The following is an 18,505-nucleotide window of genomic DNA, read 5'->3' as shown; positions in this document are numbered from 1 at the left end:
GCTGAAAACAGTTTTGCAAGCGTCGTGCCAGATCGGGGAAAGGCCGGAATCGCGGATTTCCGCCTTTGTCAGAGGTCGCGCGGACAATACTTGTGCGGATTTCCGCACAAGTGGCGTTTGCCTGGGCGGATTTTCGCATTACACTGACCGGAAAGCCGCGAAGAAAAGGGAGAGGGCAGACGCCGCAGGCAGGCACCGATAGCGAATCCCAAGGGTTTGCCGGCCGTGAGTTGCTGCGCGAGGCGGTGGCCCGGCTGCGCGACGGCCGCTGGCTTGCCGTGGTCGCAGCCCTTGCCGTCCTGGCTGGCGCGATCGCCATCGCCGGGCGCATCGCCTCCGGCCAGGCGGCCGACAATCTGCGCGACACAGCACTTGCCGCTCTGCCGCTGGCGGCGGGAACGCTGACCGGCGAAATCGAAAAGCAGCGCCTGGTTCCCTTGGTGCTGGCCCGCGACGATGCTGTGCGGGGCGCGCTGCGCCGGGCCGGGAAGATGCAAGAAGCGGCCCTCAACGACAAGCTCAAGGCGATTGCCGGCGATGCCTCGGCCTCCGCCATCTATGTCATCGATACGGCAGGCATCGCCATATCAGCCAGCAATGCCGGCGAACCGACCAGCTTTGTCGGCATCGACTATAATTTCCGGCACTATTTTCAGGAGGCGATGGCGAAAGGTGCTGCCAGCCAATATGGCCTCGGCACGATCAGCGGACGGCCGGGACTCTACCTTTCGAGCCGCGTCGACGATAACGGCAAGCCGCTTGGCGTTGCGGTGTTGAAGGTCGAGCTCGACGGCGTCGAGGCAAATTGGCGTTCCAGCGGTTTCCTTGTCTTTGTCACCGATGAACGAGGCGTCGTGCTGGCCACCAGCCAGCCCGACTGGCGGTTTCGTGCGCTGGCACCACTGTCGGCCGAGGACGTGGCCGCCGCCCATGAGCAACTGCAATTGGCCGATGCTGCCTTCGAGCCGCTGCCGTTCAGACGCGGCGCCGGCGATGGCCTGGCGACGATCGACAACGCCGGAAAACCACGCCAGTTCGTCGAGGTGGTGCAGGATTTGCCCGGTGCAGTCCCAGGCTGGCGTCTGTGGCTGCTGACGCCCGCCGACGCTGCTCTCTCCTCGGCCGCCAATACGGCGCGCCTGACCACGCTCCTGGGCTTGCTGCTTCTAGGCTTGATTGCCTACGTGCTGACCCGGCGCCGGCGAACGCGCAGGCTGCGGCAGGAAGCGCTGGCGCGCATGAATGCCGAGCTCGAAAGCCGGGTCAGCACGCGAACGGCCGAGCTGACGCGCTCCAACACCGCACTTGCCGGCGAAATCGCCGAGCGCGAGAATGCCGAAGCCAAGGTCCGCCGACTGCGCGACGATCTCGCCCAGGCCAACCGGCTTTCCATCCTCGGCCAGATCGCCGCCGGCGTGGCGCATGAGATCAACCAGCCGGTCGCCGCCATCCGCACCTATGCGGAGAATGCAGGTCGTTTTCTGGACAGCGGCAAGACCGGATCGGCCAGCGGCAATCTGACATCGATCGTTTCGATGACCGAACGCATCGGCGCGATCACCGGCACCTTGCGCACTTTCGCCCGCCGGCCGGGCGTCGCCGCTTCGCCGCTGCCGGTGCGCGAGGCGATCGACGGCGCGCTGTCGCTGCTGTCAGGCCGCATACGCGATTCCGGCGTCACCATCGTCAGGCCGCGCGGCAATGCCTCGCCGGTGGTCATGGCGAGCCGCATCCGGCTGGAGCAGATCCTGGTCAATCTTTTGCAAAATGCATTGGACGCGATGAAGGACCAGCCCGATCCGCGCATCGAGATCGAACTCGCCGAGCGCGGTGATCGAGTGCTGATTTCGGTGCGCGACAATGGACCCGGCCTTGGTCCGGAGGCGGCCGGCAATCTGTTCATGCCGTTCCAGACCACCAAGGAGAAGGGGCTTGGCCTGGGGCTGGTGATCTCGCAGGAGATCGCCCAGGAATTGGGCGGCACGCTGCGGCTCGATCCCGGCAATGGCAGCGGCGCATCCTTCACCATCGATTTGAGGCGAATTGAATGACAGACGGATCAGGGCTGGTCGCGCTCGTCGACGACGATGCGGACCTCCTTCACGCCACCACGCAATTGCTCGAGCTTGCCGGCTTCACGGTGGTCGCACTCGACGCCGCCGAGGCAGCACTTGCCGTCGTCGACAGGAATTTCGAGGGCGTCGTCGTCAGCGATATCCGCATGCCAGGCATGAATGGTCTGCAGCTGTTCGATCGCATCAAAGCGATCGACGCGGATATACCGGTGATCCTGGTTACCGGGCATGGCGACGTCGATCTCGCTGTGGCCGCGCTCAAGGACGGCGTTTACGATTTCATTCCGAAACCCTATGCCGGAGAACGCCTTGTCGAGGCGCTGAAACGGGCGAGTGAGAAGCGGCGGCTGGTGATGGAAAACCGGCGGCTGCGCGAAGCCGCGGCATTGGCCGCCGACGGCCTGCCGCTGATCGGCGAGGCGCCTGCCATCAAGCGGTTGCGCGAGACCTTGCGCCAGATCGCCGACATGGATGTCGATGTGCTGGTCGAGGGAGAAACGGGAACCGGCAAGGAAGTGGTGGCGGACCTCCTGCACCGATGGGGGCGGCGGCGCGCAAAACCCTTCGTCGCGCTGAATTGCGGCGCTCTGCCGGAGACGGTCATAGAGAGCGAGTTGTTCGGCCACGAGGCTGGCGCGTTCACCGGCGCGCAGCGGCGGCGGATTGGCAGCATCGAGCATTCGAGCGGCGGCACGCTGTTTCTCGACGAGATCGAATCCATGCCGCCTGCGCTCCAGGTCAAGCTGCTGCGCGTGCTCGAAACGCGCAGCCTCACGCCGCTTGGCTCGAACGAGATACGGCGCATCGATCTCAGGGTCGTCGCAGCGACCAAGGTCGATCTTGGGCGGCCGGACCAGCGCGGCGATTTTCGCGAGGATCTGTATTTTCGCCTCAACGTGGTGACGCTGCGCATTCCGCCGCTACGTGAACGCCGCGGCGATATCCCGATGCTGTTCGGGCATTTCCTCGGCAAGGCGGCCGAACGGTTTGGCCGGCCTGTCGCCAAAGTGAATGCAGCCGTCAGCGATCATCTCCAGTCGCATGACTGGCCGGGCAATGTGCGCGAGCTCGCCCATTTCGCCGATCGCGTCGCGCTCGGTCTCGGCCCGGACGAGGAGATGAAAACGGTTCGCGCGCATTCGCCGGAGCCTGCGGCAGCATTGCCCGAACGGGTCGGCCACTATGAGGCGCAACTGATCCGCGATGCGCTACGCGACCATGGCGGCGACGTGCGCGCCGCCATCGACGTGCTCGGCGTGCCGCGTAAGACCTTTTATGACAAGCTCAAGCGCTACGGCATTGCCGCGTCCGAATTTCGCAATGGCGGCGATGCCGATACGCAACCCATCTCGGAAAAGCGATGAACACGACACTGCAAACGACGGCAAATCCCTCGCCGCAAGACCTCACTTTTCTCAGCGAAAGGCTGACGGCGTTCAACGACGGCGATGTCGGCGCGTCCGAAAGGCATGCGCTTGCGGTGTTCGTGCGCGACGACGCCGGCGCGGTCGTCGCCGGCATTTCCGGCTACACCGCCTGGGGATGGCTTTATGTGCAATGGCTCTGGGTGGATGAGCGGCTGCGTGGCCAGCACATGGCCGGCAAGATGCTGGACGCGGCCGAACATGAAGCGGTGGCGCGCGGCTGTCAAAACGCCTGGATCGACACCTTCAATCCGAATGCCGCCAAGGTCTATCAGCGCCAGGGTTATCAGCCCTTTGGAACACTTGCCGACTTCCCCGTCGGCCGCAGCCGCATCTTCCTGCAGAAGAAACTGGCTTAACCGGCGAGTTTTCCGCCCTGCATCGGCCGCGGTGCGCCGGTCGTGCTCGGAAAACTGATCGGCAGGCCGCGCAGCACGCGAACCGCGAGGAAGGCAAAGCATTCCGCCTCCACCGCGTCGCCGCTCCAGCCCAGGCTCTCGGCCTGCACCACCTCGACGCCGGCGCGGCTGGCCAGCATCGCCATCATGGTCGGATTATGGCGACCTCCGCCGCTGACCACCAGTTTCTTCGGCCGGTGCGGCAAGAGGTCGAGTGCCTTGCCGACGGCGCCGGCGGTGAACGCGGTGAGCAAGGCCGCACCATCCTCTGCATTCAGGCCGTCCGCCATCGCGGCACCGAAGTCGAAACGGTCCAGCGATTTCGGGTAGGCTTTGCTCAGATAAGGGTGCTGCAGCAGCTTGGCGAGCCGGGCCTCGTCGACCGTTCCCGCCCAGCCAAGCGCGCCGTCGCGGTCCATCTCGCCGAGCCCCTTCGACTTGATGAAATCGTTGAGCGGCGCGTTGGCGGGGCCGGTGTCGAAGGCGACGACATTGTCAGCGCCGTCCCACCAGGTGATGTTGGCGACGCCGCCGAGATTGAGTACGGCGACCTCGCCATTGGCACCGGCGCTGCGCATCAGCGCGGTGTGATAGACCGCGGCCAGCGGCGCGCCTTGCCCCCCGGCGCGCATGTCGGCCGAGCGGAAATCGTATGCGACCTTGGTGCCCAGTATGGCATGCATCAGCTCACCGTCGCCGAGCTGCCGGGTCTGGCCCAGCCGTCCAACCTGCGGCGCACGATGCAGAACGGTCTGGCCGTGAAAACCGACGATGCCGATATCGGCCATCGTCATGCCATAGCCTTCGACCAACTCCTTGACGGCCGCCGATTGCGCGCGTGTCAGGGCATCCTCCGCGGTGCGGAAGATCGCCGGCTCCGGCCCAACGAAACTCCACCCCCGCGCCTCCGTCAGCGTCTCTTCCAGCAGCGAGCGGATCGACGCGGGATAGGGCATCAGCCGGTAGGTGCCGAAATCCTCGATGCGTTCGCCATCGGTCTTGATCAGCGCGACGTCGATGTTGCCGTCCAGCACCGTGCCGGTCATCAGGCCGACGGCCCAGATTGGTTCCATAGTCGTTTCCTCGTTGAGCATGATCTTTTCCGAAAACCGTTTCCCACTTTTCGGGACCATGCTCCAGTCCCCATCGATGAGATCGCCGATAGCTTTGCGAAGCCTGACGATTCTACCGTCAAAATATCGGTCGGATGAATCCGGTTGGCGGGCAAGGTCCAAGCCTTGCCACTGTCGAAGCGGCGGTCTCGGTGCTGAAGGCCGAGCGGCCTTCGTAGCGCCACAGGCGATGCTGGACCGCGCAACGTTGGTTCTGCAGCCGTCTGGCTCAACAACCGCCGAGATGCCACCTCTTGCCTGTCAGCCCCGAAGGCGCGACCTTGCCTGATCTGGCGAACGCTTCCGCCGAAATCCGCAAGGAGTGAAAAATCATGGCATCCGATGTGGCCGTCATTGCAGGCGCCGGCGCTGGTCTGAGCGCCTCGCTTGCGCGCCTTCTCACCCAGGAAGGCTTTCGCGTGGTTCTGGCCGCCCGCAATTTCGAGAAGCTCAGCGCTCTGACCGACGAAACCGGTGCGCTGGCCGTCGAGACGGATGTTGCCGACGTCGCGTCCGTCGCCAGCCTGTTCGACACTGCAGACAAGGCCGGCCCGCTGGCGCTTGCAGTGTTCAACGCCAGCGCGCGCACCCGCGGACCGATCGCCGAGCTCGATGCCGAAGCGGTCAAACAGGCATTGCTGGTCGGCGCCTATGGCGGCTTCCTGGTCGGCCAGCAGGCGGCGCGCCGGCTGCTTGGGCGGGGTTCCGGATCGATCCTGTTCACCGGCGCCACCGCCAGTGTGAAGGGATTTCCCGGCTCAGCCGGCTTCGCCATGCCGAAATTCGGCCTGCGCGGCCTGGCGCAGTCCATGGCCCGCGAGCTCGCTCCGCAGAACATCCACGTCGCCCACTTCATCATCGACGGCCAGATCGAGCCGGCCGGACAGGTGGCCGATCCCGGCCGGCCGGACCGCCGTCTATCGCCGGACGCCATCGCCGAGGCCTATCTTACAACCCATCGCCAGCATCGCAGCGCCTGGAGCTCGGAGCTTGAGCTGCGGCCCTGGGCAGAGACGTTTTGACAGTGCAGCTGATCGCCTAGGGGCCAACTAATCGCCTGGCGGGAAGTAACGCGATCCTTCCGCCATTCCTTTTACATTAGGTGATACTAATATTTTGTGGCGCTGAGCTGCTTATCCAATACATAAAAAAGCGCAGTGTAATATATACGTTTGTTTAACGTCGGTTGTGCATCTTGCTGGCTTTCCCGGTCTAATTGAGAACGCGTATGCCGGTTACACGTCGTACACTGCTTGCGGCCGGGAGCGGCGGGTTGCTGATCTCGCAAGCCCGGGCGGCCAACACTCCAGGACAGCAGGCGGAGAACGCCCCAACGCCGATCGCGAGCGGCGATGCCTTGCGCATCGCAATGCCGGCCTTCGCTTCCAATCCGTTCTTCCCGGCCGACGGATCGGGGGACAATGGCATAGACATGGAACTGGCCCACGGCATCGCCGCGGCGCTTGGGGTCGAGCCGGTGTTCGACCGATCCGCCGCAACGTTCGACGATATCGTCAGACAGGTCAGTTCCGGACAGGCCGACATGGCGATTGGCAAGCTCAGCAGGACGCTTCAGCGCGGCCGGTCGATCATCTATTCCCGCCCCTACGCCATGCTGCGGCAAGGGCTGATCGCCAACCGCCTCAACCTGGCGCGTATCGCGCAAGGCAAGCCGCCAGAACAGATTGTCCGTGATTTCTCAGGTGATCTCGGCGTGATCGAGGGCTCTTCCTTCGCCACTTATGCGGCCACGACTTTCCCACATGCGCAAATCCATCGCTTGGCAAGCTGGGACCTGATCATCGATGCGATCCGAAACGGGACGATCGACATGGCCTATCGCGATGATTTCGAGATCAAGAAGCTGATGGTCGACGATCCGTCGATGACAGTCGTAGCGCGCTCCATCACGCTGACCGACAAGGTCGATACGATCGCAGTCGGCGTGCGGCCGGACAATCCGCATCTCGCGGCCTTTGTCGATCTGTATCTCGACCTCGCGCGGGGTCAGCAGATTCTCAACACGGACGAGATCATCGCCCGCTATCGCCTGGGGAGCAAAGCCTGACAATGGCCATCTCCGACGTAGCCGGACCCCTGCCTTTCGATTGGCGTCTCGCGGCAAGGCGTATCTTGCGATCGCCGGTGACGACGATTGCGATGATTGCTGCAGGAATCCTGTGCGGCCTCTACTATCCAGACTTTGCCCATGCGATCAGCCCTGTCGCACAACTCTACCTGAATTTCCTAAAGATGGTCGTCCTGCCCTATTTGGTCTCATCGGTCATCTTCTCCATCACGGCGATGGTCCAGGACCCGAAATCGGTCCGCTACCTCGGTAAGGTGGGTATGGCCGTGCTGGTCGTGTCGTTCCTGGCCGTGCTGGTGAGCGGCACCTTGTCGCTGATCCTGCAGCCGGGCCAGATCGAGAATCCCCAGTCGCGCATCGAGCTTGGCGAGTTCATCAATTCGCAAGGCAGCGTGTCCACCGATCTCGCCTTCCCGTTCCAGCCGCCGCCCTCCAATGGGGATCCCAGCGGCGGGCATTCGATCCTGCTCGACCTGGTGCCGAACAACGTCTTCAATGCGCTGGCCTCGGGACAGACCATCCAGGTTCTGCTGTTCTGCCTGCTTTTCGGGCTCGCGATGGGGAAGATTCCCCAGCCCTCGTCCATGAGCCTGACGCAGGCGCTCAACGCGGTCTACAGGGCCTGTACGGTGCTGACCAACTGGTTCATCTGGGGGTTGCCCTTTGCAACCTTCATCCTGATCGCGGACCAGACCGCGTCGACCGGAACCAAGCCGCTCACGCTGATGGGCGGTTACCTGCTGGTGATGGGTTTTTCCTGCCTCATATTCGTTGCCGGCGCCTTTGCCATTATCGCCATCCGGTCGCGACGAAGCTACTGGACGACGATCAAGACCTGCCAGCCCCTTCTCATGGTGGCCATCACCACACGCTCTACGGTCGCCTCGCTGCCGTGGGTCATCAACCTTTTGAGCGAGCGCCTGCGGTTCAGCCTGGTGGTCGTGGAACTGCTGGTGCCGCTGCAGGCGGCTTTGCTGCGTACAGGCCCGGCGCTGCTCTACACTTCGGGTGCGCTGTTCATCGCCCAGCTCTACGGCCATCCGCTTGCAGTCCCCGACCTCGTGCTCGTCGGCATCATCTCGGCGCTTCTCGCGCTCACCACCGGCGGCATGGGCAGCCTGCTCATCCTGTCGCAGATGTCCATCGTCTGCGGCTACCTGAAGCTTCCCTTCGAGGCGGCGTTCGCTTTGTTCGTCGCGGTGGATGCGGCCGTGGACACGTTCATGACGCTGGCCAGCGTCTGCACCGTCGCGGCGAGCACGGCAATGATCGCTCCCAGCCACAGGGAGGCGACACAGCCTGAAACCGTCTCGGAACAGCTCGAAGCCGAGCCTGCCGGATGATCGACGACAGCATCCGTCCCCAGCTCGGCATTATCGGCGGCCTGGGGCCGCTTGCATCGGCTGACTTCTACTTCAAATTGACCCGGATGACCCAGGCGTTCAGAGACAACGAACATGTGCCTGCCGTGATCCTCAGCGTACCGCAGCTGCCCGACAGGACCGAAGCCATCCTTGCCGGCCATGACGGCCCGCTGGCGCCTTTGAAAGCGGCGGTCGCGACGCTCAATGCGCTCGGCGTCGCCTGCGTCGCGATGCCGTGCAACACCGCCCATCATTGGTACGACCAACTGGCGGCGAATTCGCGCGCGGAAATCATCCATATCGGCGACGCCGTGGTGGCGGAGACGCGTCGTAGCCTGGAGCGGGGCCGGGTTGCTGTTCTCGCCACCCAGGGCACGCTGGTCTCCGGCTTCTATCAGGACAGGATGTCGGCGGCGGGATTTGAGCTCTGCCTTCCCTCGAACACCGAATTTCAGGCGTGCGTCGACAGCGCGATCAGCCTCGTCAAGGCGGGTTCGATCGCGGATGCGGCGGTTGAAACCGAGCGCGCGCTCGACATCGCGCAAGCGGCCGGCGCCGATGCCGCCCTGCTCGGCTGCACCGAACTGTCGGTGGTGGCCGCCAGCCTCAACGACGTGAATGGATTGCTCGTCATCGACAGCAATGCGGCCCTGGCGCGAGCCTGCCTGACGCGATTAGGGTTCGGTACGCAGGAAGCCCGAGGGCTGCCGACCGTATCGCGGCCGCCAGGACATGATTGGCCGATGCGCGGCAGCTTGGCCGTACTGGCGTAACCCGATCTAGACGCTCTCGAGGTATGTCTCGATCTCGAAATCGCTGACATTGAGCGCGAACGTGTTCAGCTCCTGGCGTTTGCAGGCCACAAAGGAGTCGCGCAGGATGGCTGGAAAAATCTCCGCCACATGCGTCCCGCTCTCGAAGGCGGCGATCGCGGATGCCCAGTCCGGCGGCAGCTTTGCCGGCGGAAGTCCCTGGCCGTCTGTGCCGATCGGATCACCTGGCGACAACTGTCTTTCGATGCCGGTCAGCGCGGCGCCCAATATGGCCGCGAGCACCAGATAGGGGTTGGCGTCGGCTCCCGATACGCGGTGCTCGATACGGCGAGCAGCGGTCGGCCCGCCCGGAATGCGGATCGCGACCATGCGATTCTCATAGCCCCAGGCGACCGCGGTTGGCGCATAGGATCTTGGGCGCAGCCTGCGGTACGAATTGAAGTGCGGCGCGAATACCAGCGTGCTCTCGGCCATTGCCGCAAGCAGGCCACCGACTGCATGGCGCATGGTCTCCGAGCCCTGGTCGGTGCCGTCGTCGAAGACGTTGCGCTCTTCACCGTCGACCAGGCTGAAATGAACGTGAAAGCCGTTGCCCGCCCGGTCGCCATAGGGCTTGGCCATGAAGCAGGCGGCAAAGCCGTGCTTGCGGGCAATGCCCTTCACCGTGCGCTTGAACAGCACCGCATCGTCAGCCGCCCGCAACGCGTCCGCGACATGGTTCAGATTGATCTCGAACTGACCGACGCCGTTTTCGGCGATGGCCGTGTCGACGGGAATGCCTTGCGTCCGGCAAGCCTCGTAGACGTCATGGATGAAGGATTCGAAATCGTCGATTTCGTCGATCGACAGCGCCGCGTCGGAATCGAGCCGGCGTCCGGTCACCGGCGAGACAGGGCCGACCGGCCGCTGCGATTGCGGATCGACGAGGTAGAATTCGAGTTCCGTTGCCGCGACCGGGGTCAGGCCCAGGGCCTTGTAGCGATCGAGGATGCGGGCCAGCGCCCGTCGCGGGTCGCCGAGATAGGGCGCGCCGCTTTCGTCGGCAAGCCACAGCGGGACAAGTGCCGTCGGATGCGCCGTCCAGGCCACCGGCAGAATGCCGCGCCCGGTCCATTGGCACAGTCCATCGGCATCGCCGGTCGAGAAAACCAGGCTGTTGCCTTCGATGTCTTCGCCCCAGACATCCAGTCCGATCAGCGAAAAAGGCATGCGCAGCTTGCCTTCCAGCGCCTTTCTTGCCTGCTCGACGGGAATGCGCTTGCCGCGCATGATACCGTTGAGGTCGCACACCGCCGCCCTGAGGCTCTGGATGTCGGTTCTGCTTTCAAGCCAGTTCAAAACGTCCGCAATTGCATCGCTCAATTTAAAACCTCTGGTTTTCGAAGGTGCCGCAGCCTGACCGGCCGCACGTCCCTGGTAAAAATAGCTGGTGAGTTTTAGGAAAACAGACGTGGCTGTCGCCAAGCGCTTTTCCTTATTTTTTCAAGTCACTAGCTGGTATGTCGGGAGGCATTTCAAAACCAATTGCGCGATCTGCGATCGCAACATAGAGGTTGGAGGGCGGAATGCCAAGCACGAGACGGTAAACCAGCGCGCAGCCGCTATCGGCGGGAGCGGCGAGTTCGCTGCGGTAAGATCTGGCGCACGCAGCGCCCGAGCCACGCTGTGCAAAACGGTCATCACAAATCTTGACCTCGGATGCACTTGCACCTCTGGCCGCTGTCTGGCTTTTTGGGGTACCCATCGCAACGGACTGATTCGCGTCATGCCGCTCGATTGCAATATGCCCAAGGCAGTCTGCGGGTGGGTCGTGAAGCGCGCGCAATTGACGAAGGAGAAACAGGCATGGCCGAGTTCAAGAAGCCCGAAATCTCCGAGATGAGACCCAAGATCACCGTTATCGGCGTCGGCGGCGGCGGCGGCAATGCCGTCAACAACATGATCGCCGAGCAGCTTCAGGGTACCGAATTCATCGCCGCCAACACCGACGCGCAGGCGCTGACTATGTCCAAGGCGACGCGGCTGATCCAGCTTGGCGCTCATGTCACCGAAGGGCTGGGCGCCGGATCGCTTCCCGAGATCGGTCGCGCCGCGGCCGAGGAATCGCTCGACGAGATCATGGATCATCTGGCCGGCACGCATATGTGTTTCGTCACCGCCGGAATGGGCGGCGGCACGGGAACCGGTGCGGCTCCAATCATCGCCCAGGCGGCGCGCAAAGCCGGCATCCTGACGGTTGGCGTCGTCACGAAGCCGTTCACCTTTGAAGGCCGGCGCCGCATGCAGATGGCCGAAGAAGGCATCGAGCGGCTGCGCGAGAGCGCCGACACGGTGATCGTCATCCCGAACCAGAACCTGTTCAGGATCGCCGATGCCAAGACCACCTTCGCCGATGCGTTCGTCATTGCCGACCGGGTGCTCTATGCCGGCGTCAGCTGCATCACCGACCTCATCGTCAAGGAAGGCCTGATCAATCTCGACTTCGCCGATGTCAAATCCGTGATGCGCGACATGGGCCGCGCCATGATGGGCACCGGTGAGGCTTCCGGTGAAGGCCGCGCGATGAAGGCGGCCGAAGCCGCGATCGCCAACCCGCTGCTCGACGAAGTGTCGATGAAAGGCGCCAAGGGCGTGCTGGTCTCGATATCGGGCGGCAGGGACATGACCCTGTTTGAAGTCGACGAGGCCGCCACCCGCATTCGCGAAGAGGTCTACGAGGATGCCGACATCATCGTTGGCGCCATCTTCGACAAGGGCATGGAAGGCCGCTTCAGGGTCTCGGTCGTGGCGACGGGCCTCGACCGTGCTTTTGGCGCCGAGGATGCCGACGCCGGCATCGCGCGCGACCACGCCGGTCAGCCGCCGGCGCGCACGCTTCAATAGTGTTCGGTAAACGGGCAGGGCGCTGCCGCGCTCCTGCCCTCGATACCAGCGTTCAGCTCAGCCGAACTTCGGGTCCAGACTGCCCGACTTGTAGCGCTTGGCCATTTCGGCGACCGGCAGCGGCTTGATCTTCTGCGCGTTGCCGGCGGTGCCGAACTGTTCGAAGCGCTCCTTGCAGAGCTTGCGCATGGCGGCCATGGCCGGTGTCAGATACTTGCGCGGGTCGAACTCGCTCGGGTTCTCGGTCAGCACCTTGCGGATCGCGCCGGTCAGCGCCATGCGGTTGTCGGTGTCGATGTTGATCTTGCGCACGCCGTGCTTGATGCCGCGCTGGATCTCCTCGACCGGCACGCCCCAGGTCGGCTTCATCTGGCCGCCATATTTGTTGATGATCTCCTGCAGATCCTCGGGCACCGAGGACGAGCCGTGCATGACCAGGTGCATGTTCGGCAGGCGGCGATGGATCTCCTCGATGACGTTCATGGCCAGCACCGCGCCGTCCGGCTTGCGCGAGAATTTGTAGGCGCCATGGCTGGTGCCCATGGCCACCGCCAGCGCATCGACATGGGTGTCCTTGACGAACTCGACCGCCTGTTCGGGATCGGTCAAAAGCTGGTCGTGGCTGATCGCGCCTTCGACGCCGTGGCCGTCTTCCTGCTCGCCGCCGCCGCTCTCGAGCGAGCCGAGCACGCCGATCTCGCCTTCGACGGACACGCCGCCCCAATGCGCCATGTCGACGACGCGCTTGGTGATGCCGGAATTGTAGGCGTAGTCGGCCGGCGTCTTGCCGTCTTCCTTCAGCGATCCGTCCATCATGACGGAGGTGAAGCCGTACTGGATCGCGGTGACGCAGGTGGCTTCGTTGTTGCCATGGTCGAGATGCATGCAGACCGGAATGTCGGGATGGATTTCGACCAGCGCGTCGATCAGCTTGGCCAGCACCACGTCATTGGCATAGGCGCGCGCGCCGCGGCTAGCCTGCAGGATGACCGGCGACTTGGTCTCCTCGGCGGCCTCCATGATGGCGAGGCCCTGTTCCATGTTGTTCATGTTGAAAGCGGGCACGCCATAGCCGTATTCGGCGGCGTGGTCGAGCAATTGTCTCAGTGTTATGCGAGCCACCCAATAGTCTCCCGTATCTGGTTTCAAGCGCAACGTCGCGGGCCGGCCGGTTTGCCGGTCGGCCCTTGATGCTTCTGGCGGGATTTCAAGGGAACCGCAACCTTCGGAGCGCTTCTCGATCGCAATTCTTGTTGCAGGGTTGAAATCCGGCCAGTTTGACGACCTCAGGCCGCGATCAGGTCCCGCGCCGCCAGGAGTTGCACGCAGGCGTTCGCCGCTTCCTTGCCCTTGACAGTGAAGTGCTCGAAGAAGAAGCGGTGGTGCTCGGCGCTGTCGTGGTAGTTGTGCGGGGTGAGCACCGCCGACAGCACCGGCACGCCGGTCGACAGCTGCACGTTCATCATGCCGTCGATGACAGCACTTGCGACGAACTCATGCCGGTAGATGCCGCCATTGACCACAAAGGCTGTGCCGAGGATCGCGGCATAACGGCCGGTCCCGGCCAGGGTCTTGGCATGCAGGGGAATTTCATAGGCGCCGGGCACGTCGAAGATGTCGACGGTGAAGCGCTCGTCTCCCAGAGAGGCCAGTTCAGCTTCGAAGGCCTGTACGCACTGGTCGACGATGTCGGCATGCCAGCGCGCGCGGATAACGGCGATGCGGGTCGTTTCATAGTCTTTATGGGAATGCTGATTCATGGGTCCATCCTTCCGTTTCGAACCAGAATCAGGACGCACGATACGGATTAAGCCCGCAAAAAGCGGGCCGGCTTCCGTTTCGTCCTCTTCCATCCGGACTGTAACCGTCGGCTCCGGAATCACACCGGATCTGCTGACCTTTCCACTAGAGCGCCACGCGTCCCTTGGACGCGTAAAGGACGCTCTAGCACTTAAGAATCCACGCATTGATGCGTGGACCGGAAAGCGCTCGCGGGCTTGGGTAGAAACCCTTACCGCCGGTGGGGACTTTCACCCCGCCCTGAGAACATTAACGGCTTTGTATGAAAGGGCAGGACGCTGCTGTCAACCGTGAGAAGGTTGGGCCAAGCACGTTCGACTACCGCGTGCGCCACGCCGCCGCCGATGCGGCGATCAGCATGAGCAGTGCTGCAACCATCACGCAGACAGCAAAGCCGAAGTTGGAATAAAGCGGCCCGAAGCTGGTGGTGCCGACAAAGACCGCGAGGTAAGTCACCGCACTGTTCAGCCCCATGATCGTGCCGCGCCGCGACGGATCGAGCGCCGACAGGCGCATCACCAGGACGTTCAGGCCGAAATGATTGGCCAGTCCCCAGATTGCCACCATGGTCAAGGTCAGCCCGAAACTGTCGCTCGTCGCCGCCATCGCGACGTAGACGACGGCGACAAGAAGATAGGCAAACGGCATGACGCGCCGCGCACCCAGTCTGTCGATGACGCCGTCGAGCAGAGCAGCGGTGCCGAAGCCTATGCCGTAGGCAAGCGCCGCCAGGCCATTGGCACTCACCGGCTGTCCAAGCCCGACATGAAGATGGTCGCCGAGATAGCCATAGACGCCGTAGAACGAAGTCATGAAGGCCGCGCACGCGACCAGCAGCGGCAGGATTCCGGGAATGCCGAGCGCTTCCAGCGGGGCGGGCGCCGGTCCGGCCTTCCTGGTGTCGCTGAGCGACGTCACTGTCAGTCCCATCCATGCAAGGGCCGCAAGCACCGCGACCGCCACGAAAACGGCGCGCCAATGCACAAGATCGGCAAGCACGGCCGACAGCGAGACGCCGGCGACCATGCTGAGCGTCCATCCGGTCAGCACGACGCCGATCGTGCCGCTCTCCCTGCCCGGTGGGGCGATGGCCGCCGCGCTGGCATAGATCGCCGGCATGGCGACGCCGGCGGCGATGCCGGCCAGCAGCTGTGCGGCGACCAGCATGATCACCGTGGGTGCCGCGGCGCTGGCGACCAGCGCCAGTGCCAACAGCAGCAGTGCGCCCTGCAGCATTCTGCGAGCACCGAGCCGGTCGATGTAGCGCGCCAGGAACAGCGCGCTGGCAGAGGTGCCGAGGCCGAACGCGGCCGCCGCAATCATCACGGCCGGCACGCTGGTCCCGAACGACGAGGCGACAGCCGGTGCAATCGGACCCAGCACCAGCGAGTTCGAGCCGATGACCGCGATGCAGCCCGTCAACAGATAGGCAAGCGCCGGGATCGGGGCTCGGGCAGTCAATGGTGCAAGTTGATCAATGTTCGACATATCGGCATAATGGCCGTATTCTATTCAGCGGAGAACCAGGAATTTCGCCATGGATGAAGAAACAGATGGCATTCTGCAGAACAGGCCGGCGGCCCGCGATCTCGACGCGATAGACCGAAGAATATTAGGTGTCCTGGTCGATGATGCCACGATCAGCTACGCCGAACTCGGCGATCGCGTCGGCTTGTCGCCACCGGCAGCGCATGAGCGGGTCAAACGGCTCCGGCGCAGCGGCGCCATCCGCAACACGGTCACCATCATCGATCCCCGGGCGGTGAAAAAGCCTTTGCTCGCCTTTGTCCATATCGACACCAGGGGCTGGGGAAAGACGCCGGAACTGATGGCGGTCTCGCAATATCCCGAAGTGGAGGAAATCCATACCGTCGCCGGCGACACCTGCATGCTGCTGAAGGTCCGCACCGAAGACACCAGGGCCCTCGAAGGCCTTTTGGCGCGCCTCTACGAAACGCCGGGCGTCACCTCGACGCGCAGCTATGTGGTGCTCTCGACCTATCTGGAGCGGCCGGTGCAGCCGGGTATCACCGAGACTTGGCCGACACCCAAGCACATGGCCGAGCCTCTGTACTAGAAGCGAGCGGCTACGCCCGCTCGGGAAACATCTGCTTCAGGCCCTCGCGCGAGGCCTTGGCGACACCGCGCTCGGTGATCAGGCCGGTCACCAGCCGCGCCGGCGTCACGTCGAAGGCCGGGTTGGCCGCCGGCGTCGTCTCAGGCGAAATGCGCACCTGGGCAATCTCGCCGGCGGCGGTCTTGCCCCAGACCAGCGAGACCTCGTCGGCCGAGCGTTGCTCGATCGGGATTTCGGCCAGTCCGTCATGCACCGTCCAGTCGATGGTCGGCGACGGCAGCGCGACATAGAACGGCACGTCGTTGTCGGCGGCGGCGAGCGCCTTGAGATAGGTGCCGATCTTGTTGCAGACGTCGCCGTCGGCGGTGGTGCGGTCGGTACCGACGATGACCATGTCGATTGCGCCGCGCTGCATCAGATGGCCGCCGGCATTGTCGACGATCAGCGTGTGCGGCACGCCGTGCCCGGCCATCTCCCAGGCGGTCAGCTGGGCGCCCTGGTTGCGCGGCCGCGTCTCGTCGACATAGACATGGACCGGAATGCCGGCTTCTGTGGCCAGGTAGATCGGCGCGGTCGCCGTGCCGTAATCGACCGTCGCCAGCCAGCCGGCATTGCAATGGGTCAGGATGTTGACCGGCTCGCCCTTCTGCTTGCGCGCCGCGATCGCCTTGATGATGGTGAGACCGTTCTCGCCGATGGCGCGGTTGAGGCCGACATCTTCGTCGGCGATCTCACTGGCCCGCCGATAGGCGGCTGCAGCGCGTTGTTCGGTAGGCAAAGGCCGCAGGAAGCGCCGCATTTCGTCCAGCGCCCAGCGCAGATTGATCGCGGTCGGCCGCGTCTCGTGCAGGGTCTCCCACACGGCGTCGAGCGCTGCATCCGACGCATCGTCGGCCATCTGCATGGCGACGCCATAGGCAGCGGTGACGCCGATCAGCGGCGCGCCGCGCACCCACATGTCGCGGATGGCGGTGGCGATGCCGGCAACCGTGCCGATCCTCTCGATGCGGAAATCATGCGGCAGCCAGCGCTGGTCGATGATATCGACCGAACGGCCATCGTCGCTCAGCCAGATGGTGCGATAGTGGCGGTCGCCGACGTTCAAATGCTGCTCTCCTGTTCGATCAGCGCGGCCAGTTGGTTGACCTCGTCGATGCTGTGGATCTGGCGCCGGTTGACGGCGAGGTGGCGGCCGAATTTCAGCGCCTTTGCTTCACAACTGGCGCGCAGATCCTCGTCGGCAATGGTCTCGAAATCGGCATTGTGAGCGAGACCGAGGATGCGCCGGTGCACTTCGACGCCGGCAAAGCCTAGCAGATCGGTCCAGATCTGGTGCAGCACATGGTCGAGCGCCTGCTCTGAGGCAAGGATGTCGCCCTGGTCCTCGAACAGGCTCTTTTGGTAGAGCATGCCGGTGCGCTCGCTGCGCCATAGATGCGAAAACTCGGCGCGGAACACCGCCCAGGTCTCGACCGTCACACCGAGCAGATAGGCGCGCATGGCGTCGCGCTTGCCCTTCTGTTCGTGACCGCGTTGCGAGAAGAAGGACATCCAGAAATTGGCAAGCAGCATGCCGACGTCGAAAGCCATCGGGCCGTAGAAGGCGAACTCCGGATCGATCATCCGGGTCTCCGTGTCGGTGACCATGATCGAACCGGAATGCAGGTCGCCATGCAGCAGCGTTTCGGCATTGGCGGCGAAGATGTGCTTCAGCCGCTGCGCCTCGACCTTGAGGTCGCGGTCGGCGCGCAGTTCGGCGACCAGGCCGTCGAGCTGCGGCGAGGTGTGCCGGTTCATCTTGGCATCGAAATAGGGATCGGAGAACACGAGGTTTTCGGTGATGTCGCAAAGCTCGGCATTGTCGGCGAACAGCGCCAGATCGGCCTTGCGGTCCTTGGCGGTCATATGCAGGTCGGAGCCGCGAAACAGCGTGCGGGCCATGAACAGGCCGATATCCCGGGCGATGTTCGGCAGTTGGCGGCCGTCGATCAGGGCACGGCGCAGGATGATATGCGGCGGCGCAAGATATTCCATGATGATCAGCGCCTGACCTTCATCGAAATAATGGATCGCCGGCACCGAGCCCGGCGCGCGCGCCTCTTGCCTGGTCAGCGCGTGATATTCGAAGAAGGAGCGCTTCAACGGCAGCGGCCAGCTGTCGCCGACCAGGCGGACATAGGGCAGGGCCTGCTTGACCACGGCCGCACCGCTGGCGCCCTCGACGATGAACACCAGGTTGAGATTGCCGTCGCCGACCTCGCGGACCTTCCAGGCGCCGGTGTCCTTGCCGATCTTCGCGCACAGCGCCTCGTTGCCGCCAAGGCGTGCAGCCAGGGTTTCGACCGATAGGGCTTCGAACGGCAATTCTTCAGTCATCGTTATCCTCCCGCATATGCGCTTCCAACATAACGGAGGCGTGGCGGCCGGGCCAAGCTAGGAAGCGATCTGGCAATTGTCAATCGTGTTGACAATTGCCGATACAGCCCATAGCGTCATGTCAGGGAGGAACG

General features: G+C 63.8%; 16 protein-coding genes and 1 riboswitch. Of the genes, 9 read left to right on the top strand and 7 right to left on the bottom strand.

Annotated features, from left to right (window positions below; translation table 11 throughout):
* Nucleotides 1–92: 92 nt before the first annotated feature.
* Genes RPF88_RS15490 through RPF88_RS15480 form a run of 3 tightly spaced genes read left to right on the top strand, consistent with a single transcriptional unit; the run spans nt 93 to nt 3,858 of the window.
* Entirely contained in the window at nt 93–2,051 is a 1,959-nt protein-coding gene (locus RPF88_RS15490; RefSeq protein WP_063167595.1) for a sensor histidine kinase, read from the top strand.
* Nucleotides 2,048–3,439 (top strand): sigma-54-dependent transcriptional regulator, encoded by a 1,392-nt coding sequence (locus RPF88_RS15485; RefSeq protein WP_063167596.1) that lies wholly within the window; start codon nt 2,048–2,050, stop codon nt 3,437–3,439. The genes RPF88_RS15490 and RPF88_RS15485 overlap by 4 nt, the downstream gene beginning before the upstream one ends.
* Nucleotides 3,436–3,858 carry a GNAT family N-acetyltransferase gene (locus RPF88_RS15480; RefSeq protein WP_063167597.1) on the top strand — a complete coding sequence of 141 codons (423 nt, stop codon included), beginning with the start codon at nt 3,436–3,438 and terminating at the stop codon, nt 3,856–3,858. Before RPF88_RS15485 ends, RPF88_RS15480 begins: the two co-directional genes overlap by 4 nt.
* On the opposite strand, the gene RPF88_RS15475 is transcribed toward RPF88_RS15480, so the two are convergent.
* The gene (locus tag RPF88_RS15475) at nt 3,855–4,970 is read right to left on the bottom strand and encodes an anhydro-N-acetylmuramic acid kinase (RefSeq protein WP_063170182.1); all 1,116 of its coding nucleotides are present in this window, start codon (nt 4,968–4,970) and stop codon (nt 3,855–3,857) included. The two genes, RPF88_RS15480 and RPF88_RS15475, sit on opposite strands and share 4 nt — an antisense overlap.
* A 371-nt stretch (nt 4,971–5,341) precedes the next feature.
* Between RPF88_RS15475 and RPF88_RS15470 the strand changes: the two genes are divergently transcribed.
* The 4 genes from RPF88_RS15470 (at nt 5,342) to RPF88_RS15455 (ending at nt 9,235) form a co-directional block, all read left to right on the top strand.
* A complete protein-coding gene (locus RPF88_RS15470; protein ID WP_337122667.1) occupies nt 5,342–6,031 on the top strand; it encodes an SDR family NAD(P)-dependent oxidoreductase in 690 nt (229 codons plus the stop codon).
* 206 nt (nt 6,032–6,237) lie between these two features.
* Nucleotides 6,238–7,077 carry a substrate-binding periplasmic protein gene (locus RPF88_RS15465; RefSeq protein ID WP_063167599.1) on the top strand — a complete coding sequence of 280 codons (840 nt, stop codon included), beginning with the start codon at nt 6,238–6,240 and terminating at the stop codon, nt 7,075–7,077.
* A 92-nt stretch (nt 7,078–7,169) separates the two neighbouring features.
* Complete coding sequence (locus RPF88_RS15460; RefSeq protein ID WP_245441278.1) at nt 7,170–8,441, top strand: dicarboxylate/amino acid:cation symporter; 1,272 nt, start codon at nt 7,170–7,172, stop codon at nt 8,439–8,441.
* Nucleotides 8,438–9,235, top strand: a complete 798-nt coding sequence (locus RPF88_RS15455; protein WP_063167601.1) for an aspartate/glutamate racemase family protein — start codon at nt 8,438–8,440, stop codon at nt 9,233–9,235. Before RPF88_RS15460 ends, RPF88_RS15455 begins: the two co-directional genes overlap by 4 nt.
* Nucleotides 9,236–9,241: 6 nt before the next feature.
* On the opposite strand, the gene RPF88_RS15450 is transcribed toward RPF88_RS15455, so the two are convergent.
* Nucleotides 9,242–10,597, bottom strand: coding sequence for a glutamine synthetase family protein (locus tag RPF88_RS15450; RefSeq protein ID WP_063167602.1), 1,356 nt, complete (start codon nt 10,595–10,597; stop codon nt 9,242–9,244).
* A 483-nt stretch (nt 10,598–11,080) separates the two neighbouring features.
* Between RPF88_RS15450 and ftsZ the strand changes: the two genes are divergently transcribed.
* Nucleotides 11,081–12,118 carry a cell division protein FtsZ gene (ftsZ, locus tag RPF88_RS15445; protein WP_337122666.1) on the top strand — a complete coding sequence of 346 codons (1,038 nt, stop codon included), beginning with the start codon at nt 11,081–11,083 and terminating at the stop codon, nt 12,116–12,118.
* Nucleotides 12,119–12,175: 57 nt separating this feature from the next.
* Here the strand turns inward: ftsZ and fba are convergent, their stop codons facing one another.
* The 3 genes from fba to RPF88_RS15430 all read right to left on the bottom strand — a co-directional run bounded on the left by fba (nt 12,176) and on the right by RPF88_RS15430 (nt 15,406).
* Nucleotides 12,176–13,240: a class II fructose-bisphosphate aldolase gene (gene fba / locus RPF88_RS15440; RefSeq protein ID WP_013532928.1), complete on the bottom strand. Its 1,065-nt coding sequence runs from the start codon at nt 13,238–13,240 to the stop codon at nt 12,176–12,178.
* A 164-nt stretch (nt 13,241–13,404) separates the two neighbouring features.
* The gene (locus RPF88_RS15435; protein ID WP_063167604.1) at nt 13,405–13,878 is read right to left on the bottom strand and encodes a 6,7-dimethyl-8-ribityllumazine synthase; all 474 of its coding nucleotides are present in this window, start codon (nt 13,876–13,878) and stop codon (nt 13,405–13,407) included.
* 77 nt (nt 13,879–13,955) lie between these two features.
* A riboswitch (FMN riboswitch) is annotated at nt 13,956–14,170 on the bottom strand.
* A gap of 66 nt (nt 14,171–14,236) precedes the next feature.
* The gene (locus RPF88_RS15430; RefSeq protein WP_063167605.1) at nt 14,237–15,406 is read right to left on the bottom strand and encodes an MFS transporter; all 1,170 of its coding nucleotides are present in this window, start codon (nt 15,404–15,406) and stop codon (nt 14,237–14,239) included.
* Between the two features lie 49 nt (nt 15,407–15,455).
* Between RPF88_RS15430 and RPF88_RS15425 the strand changes: the two genes are divergently transcribed.
* Nucleotides 15,456–15,995, top strand: a complete 540-nt coding sequence (locus RPF88_RS15425) for an Lrp/AsnC family transcriptional regulator (RefSeq protein ID WP_013532925.1) — start codon at nt 15,456–15,458, stop codon at nt 15,993–15,995.
* A 10-nt stretch (nt 15,996–16,005) separates the two neighbouring features.
* On the opposite strand, the gene mtnA is transcribed toward RPF88_RS15425, so the two are convergent.
* Both mtnA and mtnK read right to left on the bottom strand, forming a co-directional pair.
* The gene (gene mtnA / locus RPF88_RS15420) at nt 16,006–17,100 is read right to left on the bottom strand and encodes an S-methyl-5-thioribose-1-phosphate isomerase (protein WP_013532924.1); all 1,095 of its coding nucleotides are present in this window, start codon (nt 17,098–17,100) and stop codon (nt 16,006–16,008) included.
* Nucleotides 17,097–18,371, bottom strand: coding sequence for an S-methyl-5-thioribose kinase (gene mtnK, locus RPF88_RS15415; RefSeq protein ID WP_063167606.1), 1,275 nt, complete (start codon nt 18,369–18,371; stop codon nt 17,097–17,099). The genes mtnA and mtnK overlap by 4 nt, the downstream gene beginning before the upstream one ends.
* Nucleotides 18,372–18,505 lie beyond the last annotated feature (134 nt).

It is taken from the genome of Mesorhizobium sp. ISC11, from assembly GCF_037162595.1.
Classification (GTDB): Bacteria; Pseudomonadota; Alphaproteobacteria; order Rhizobiales; family Rhizobiaceae; genus Mesorhizobium; species Mesorhizobium ciceri.
Note: the sequence above shows the minus strand (reverse complement) of the source record. Positions and strands in the feature narration are given on the sequence as shown.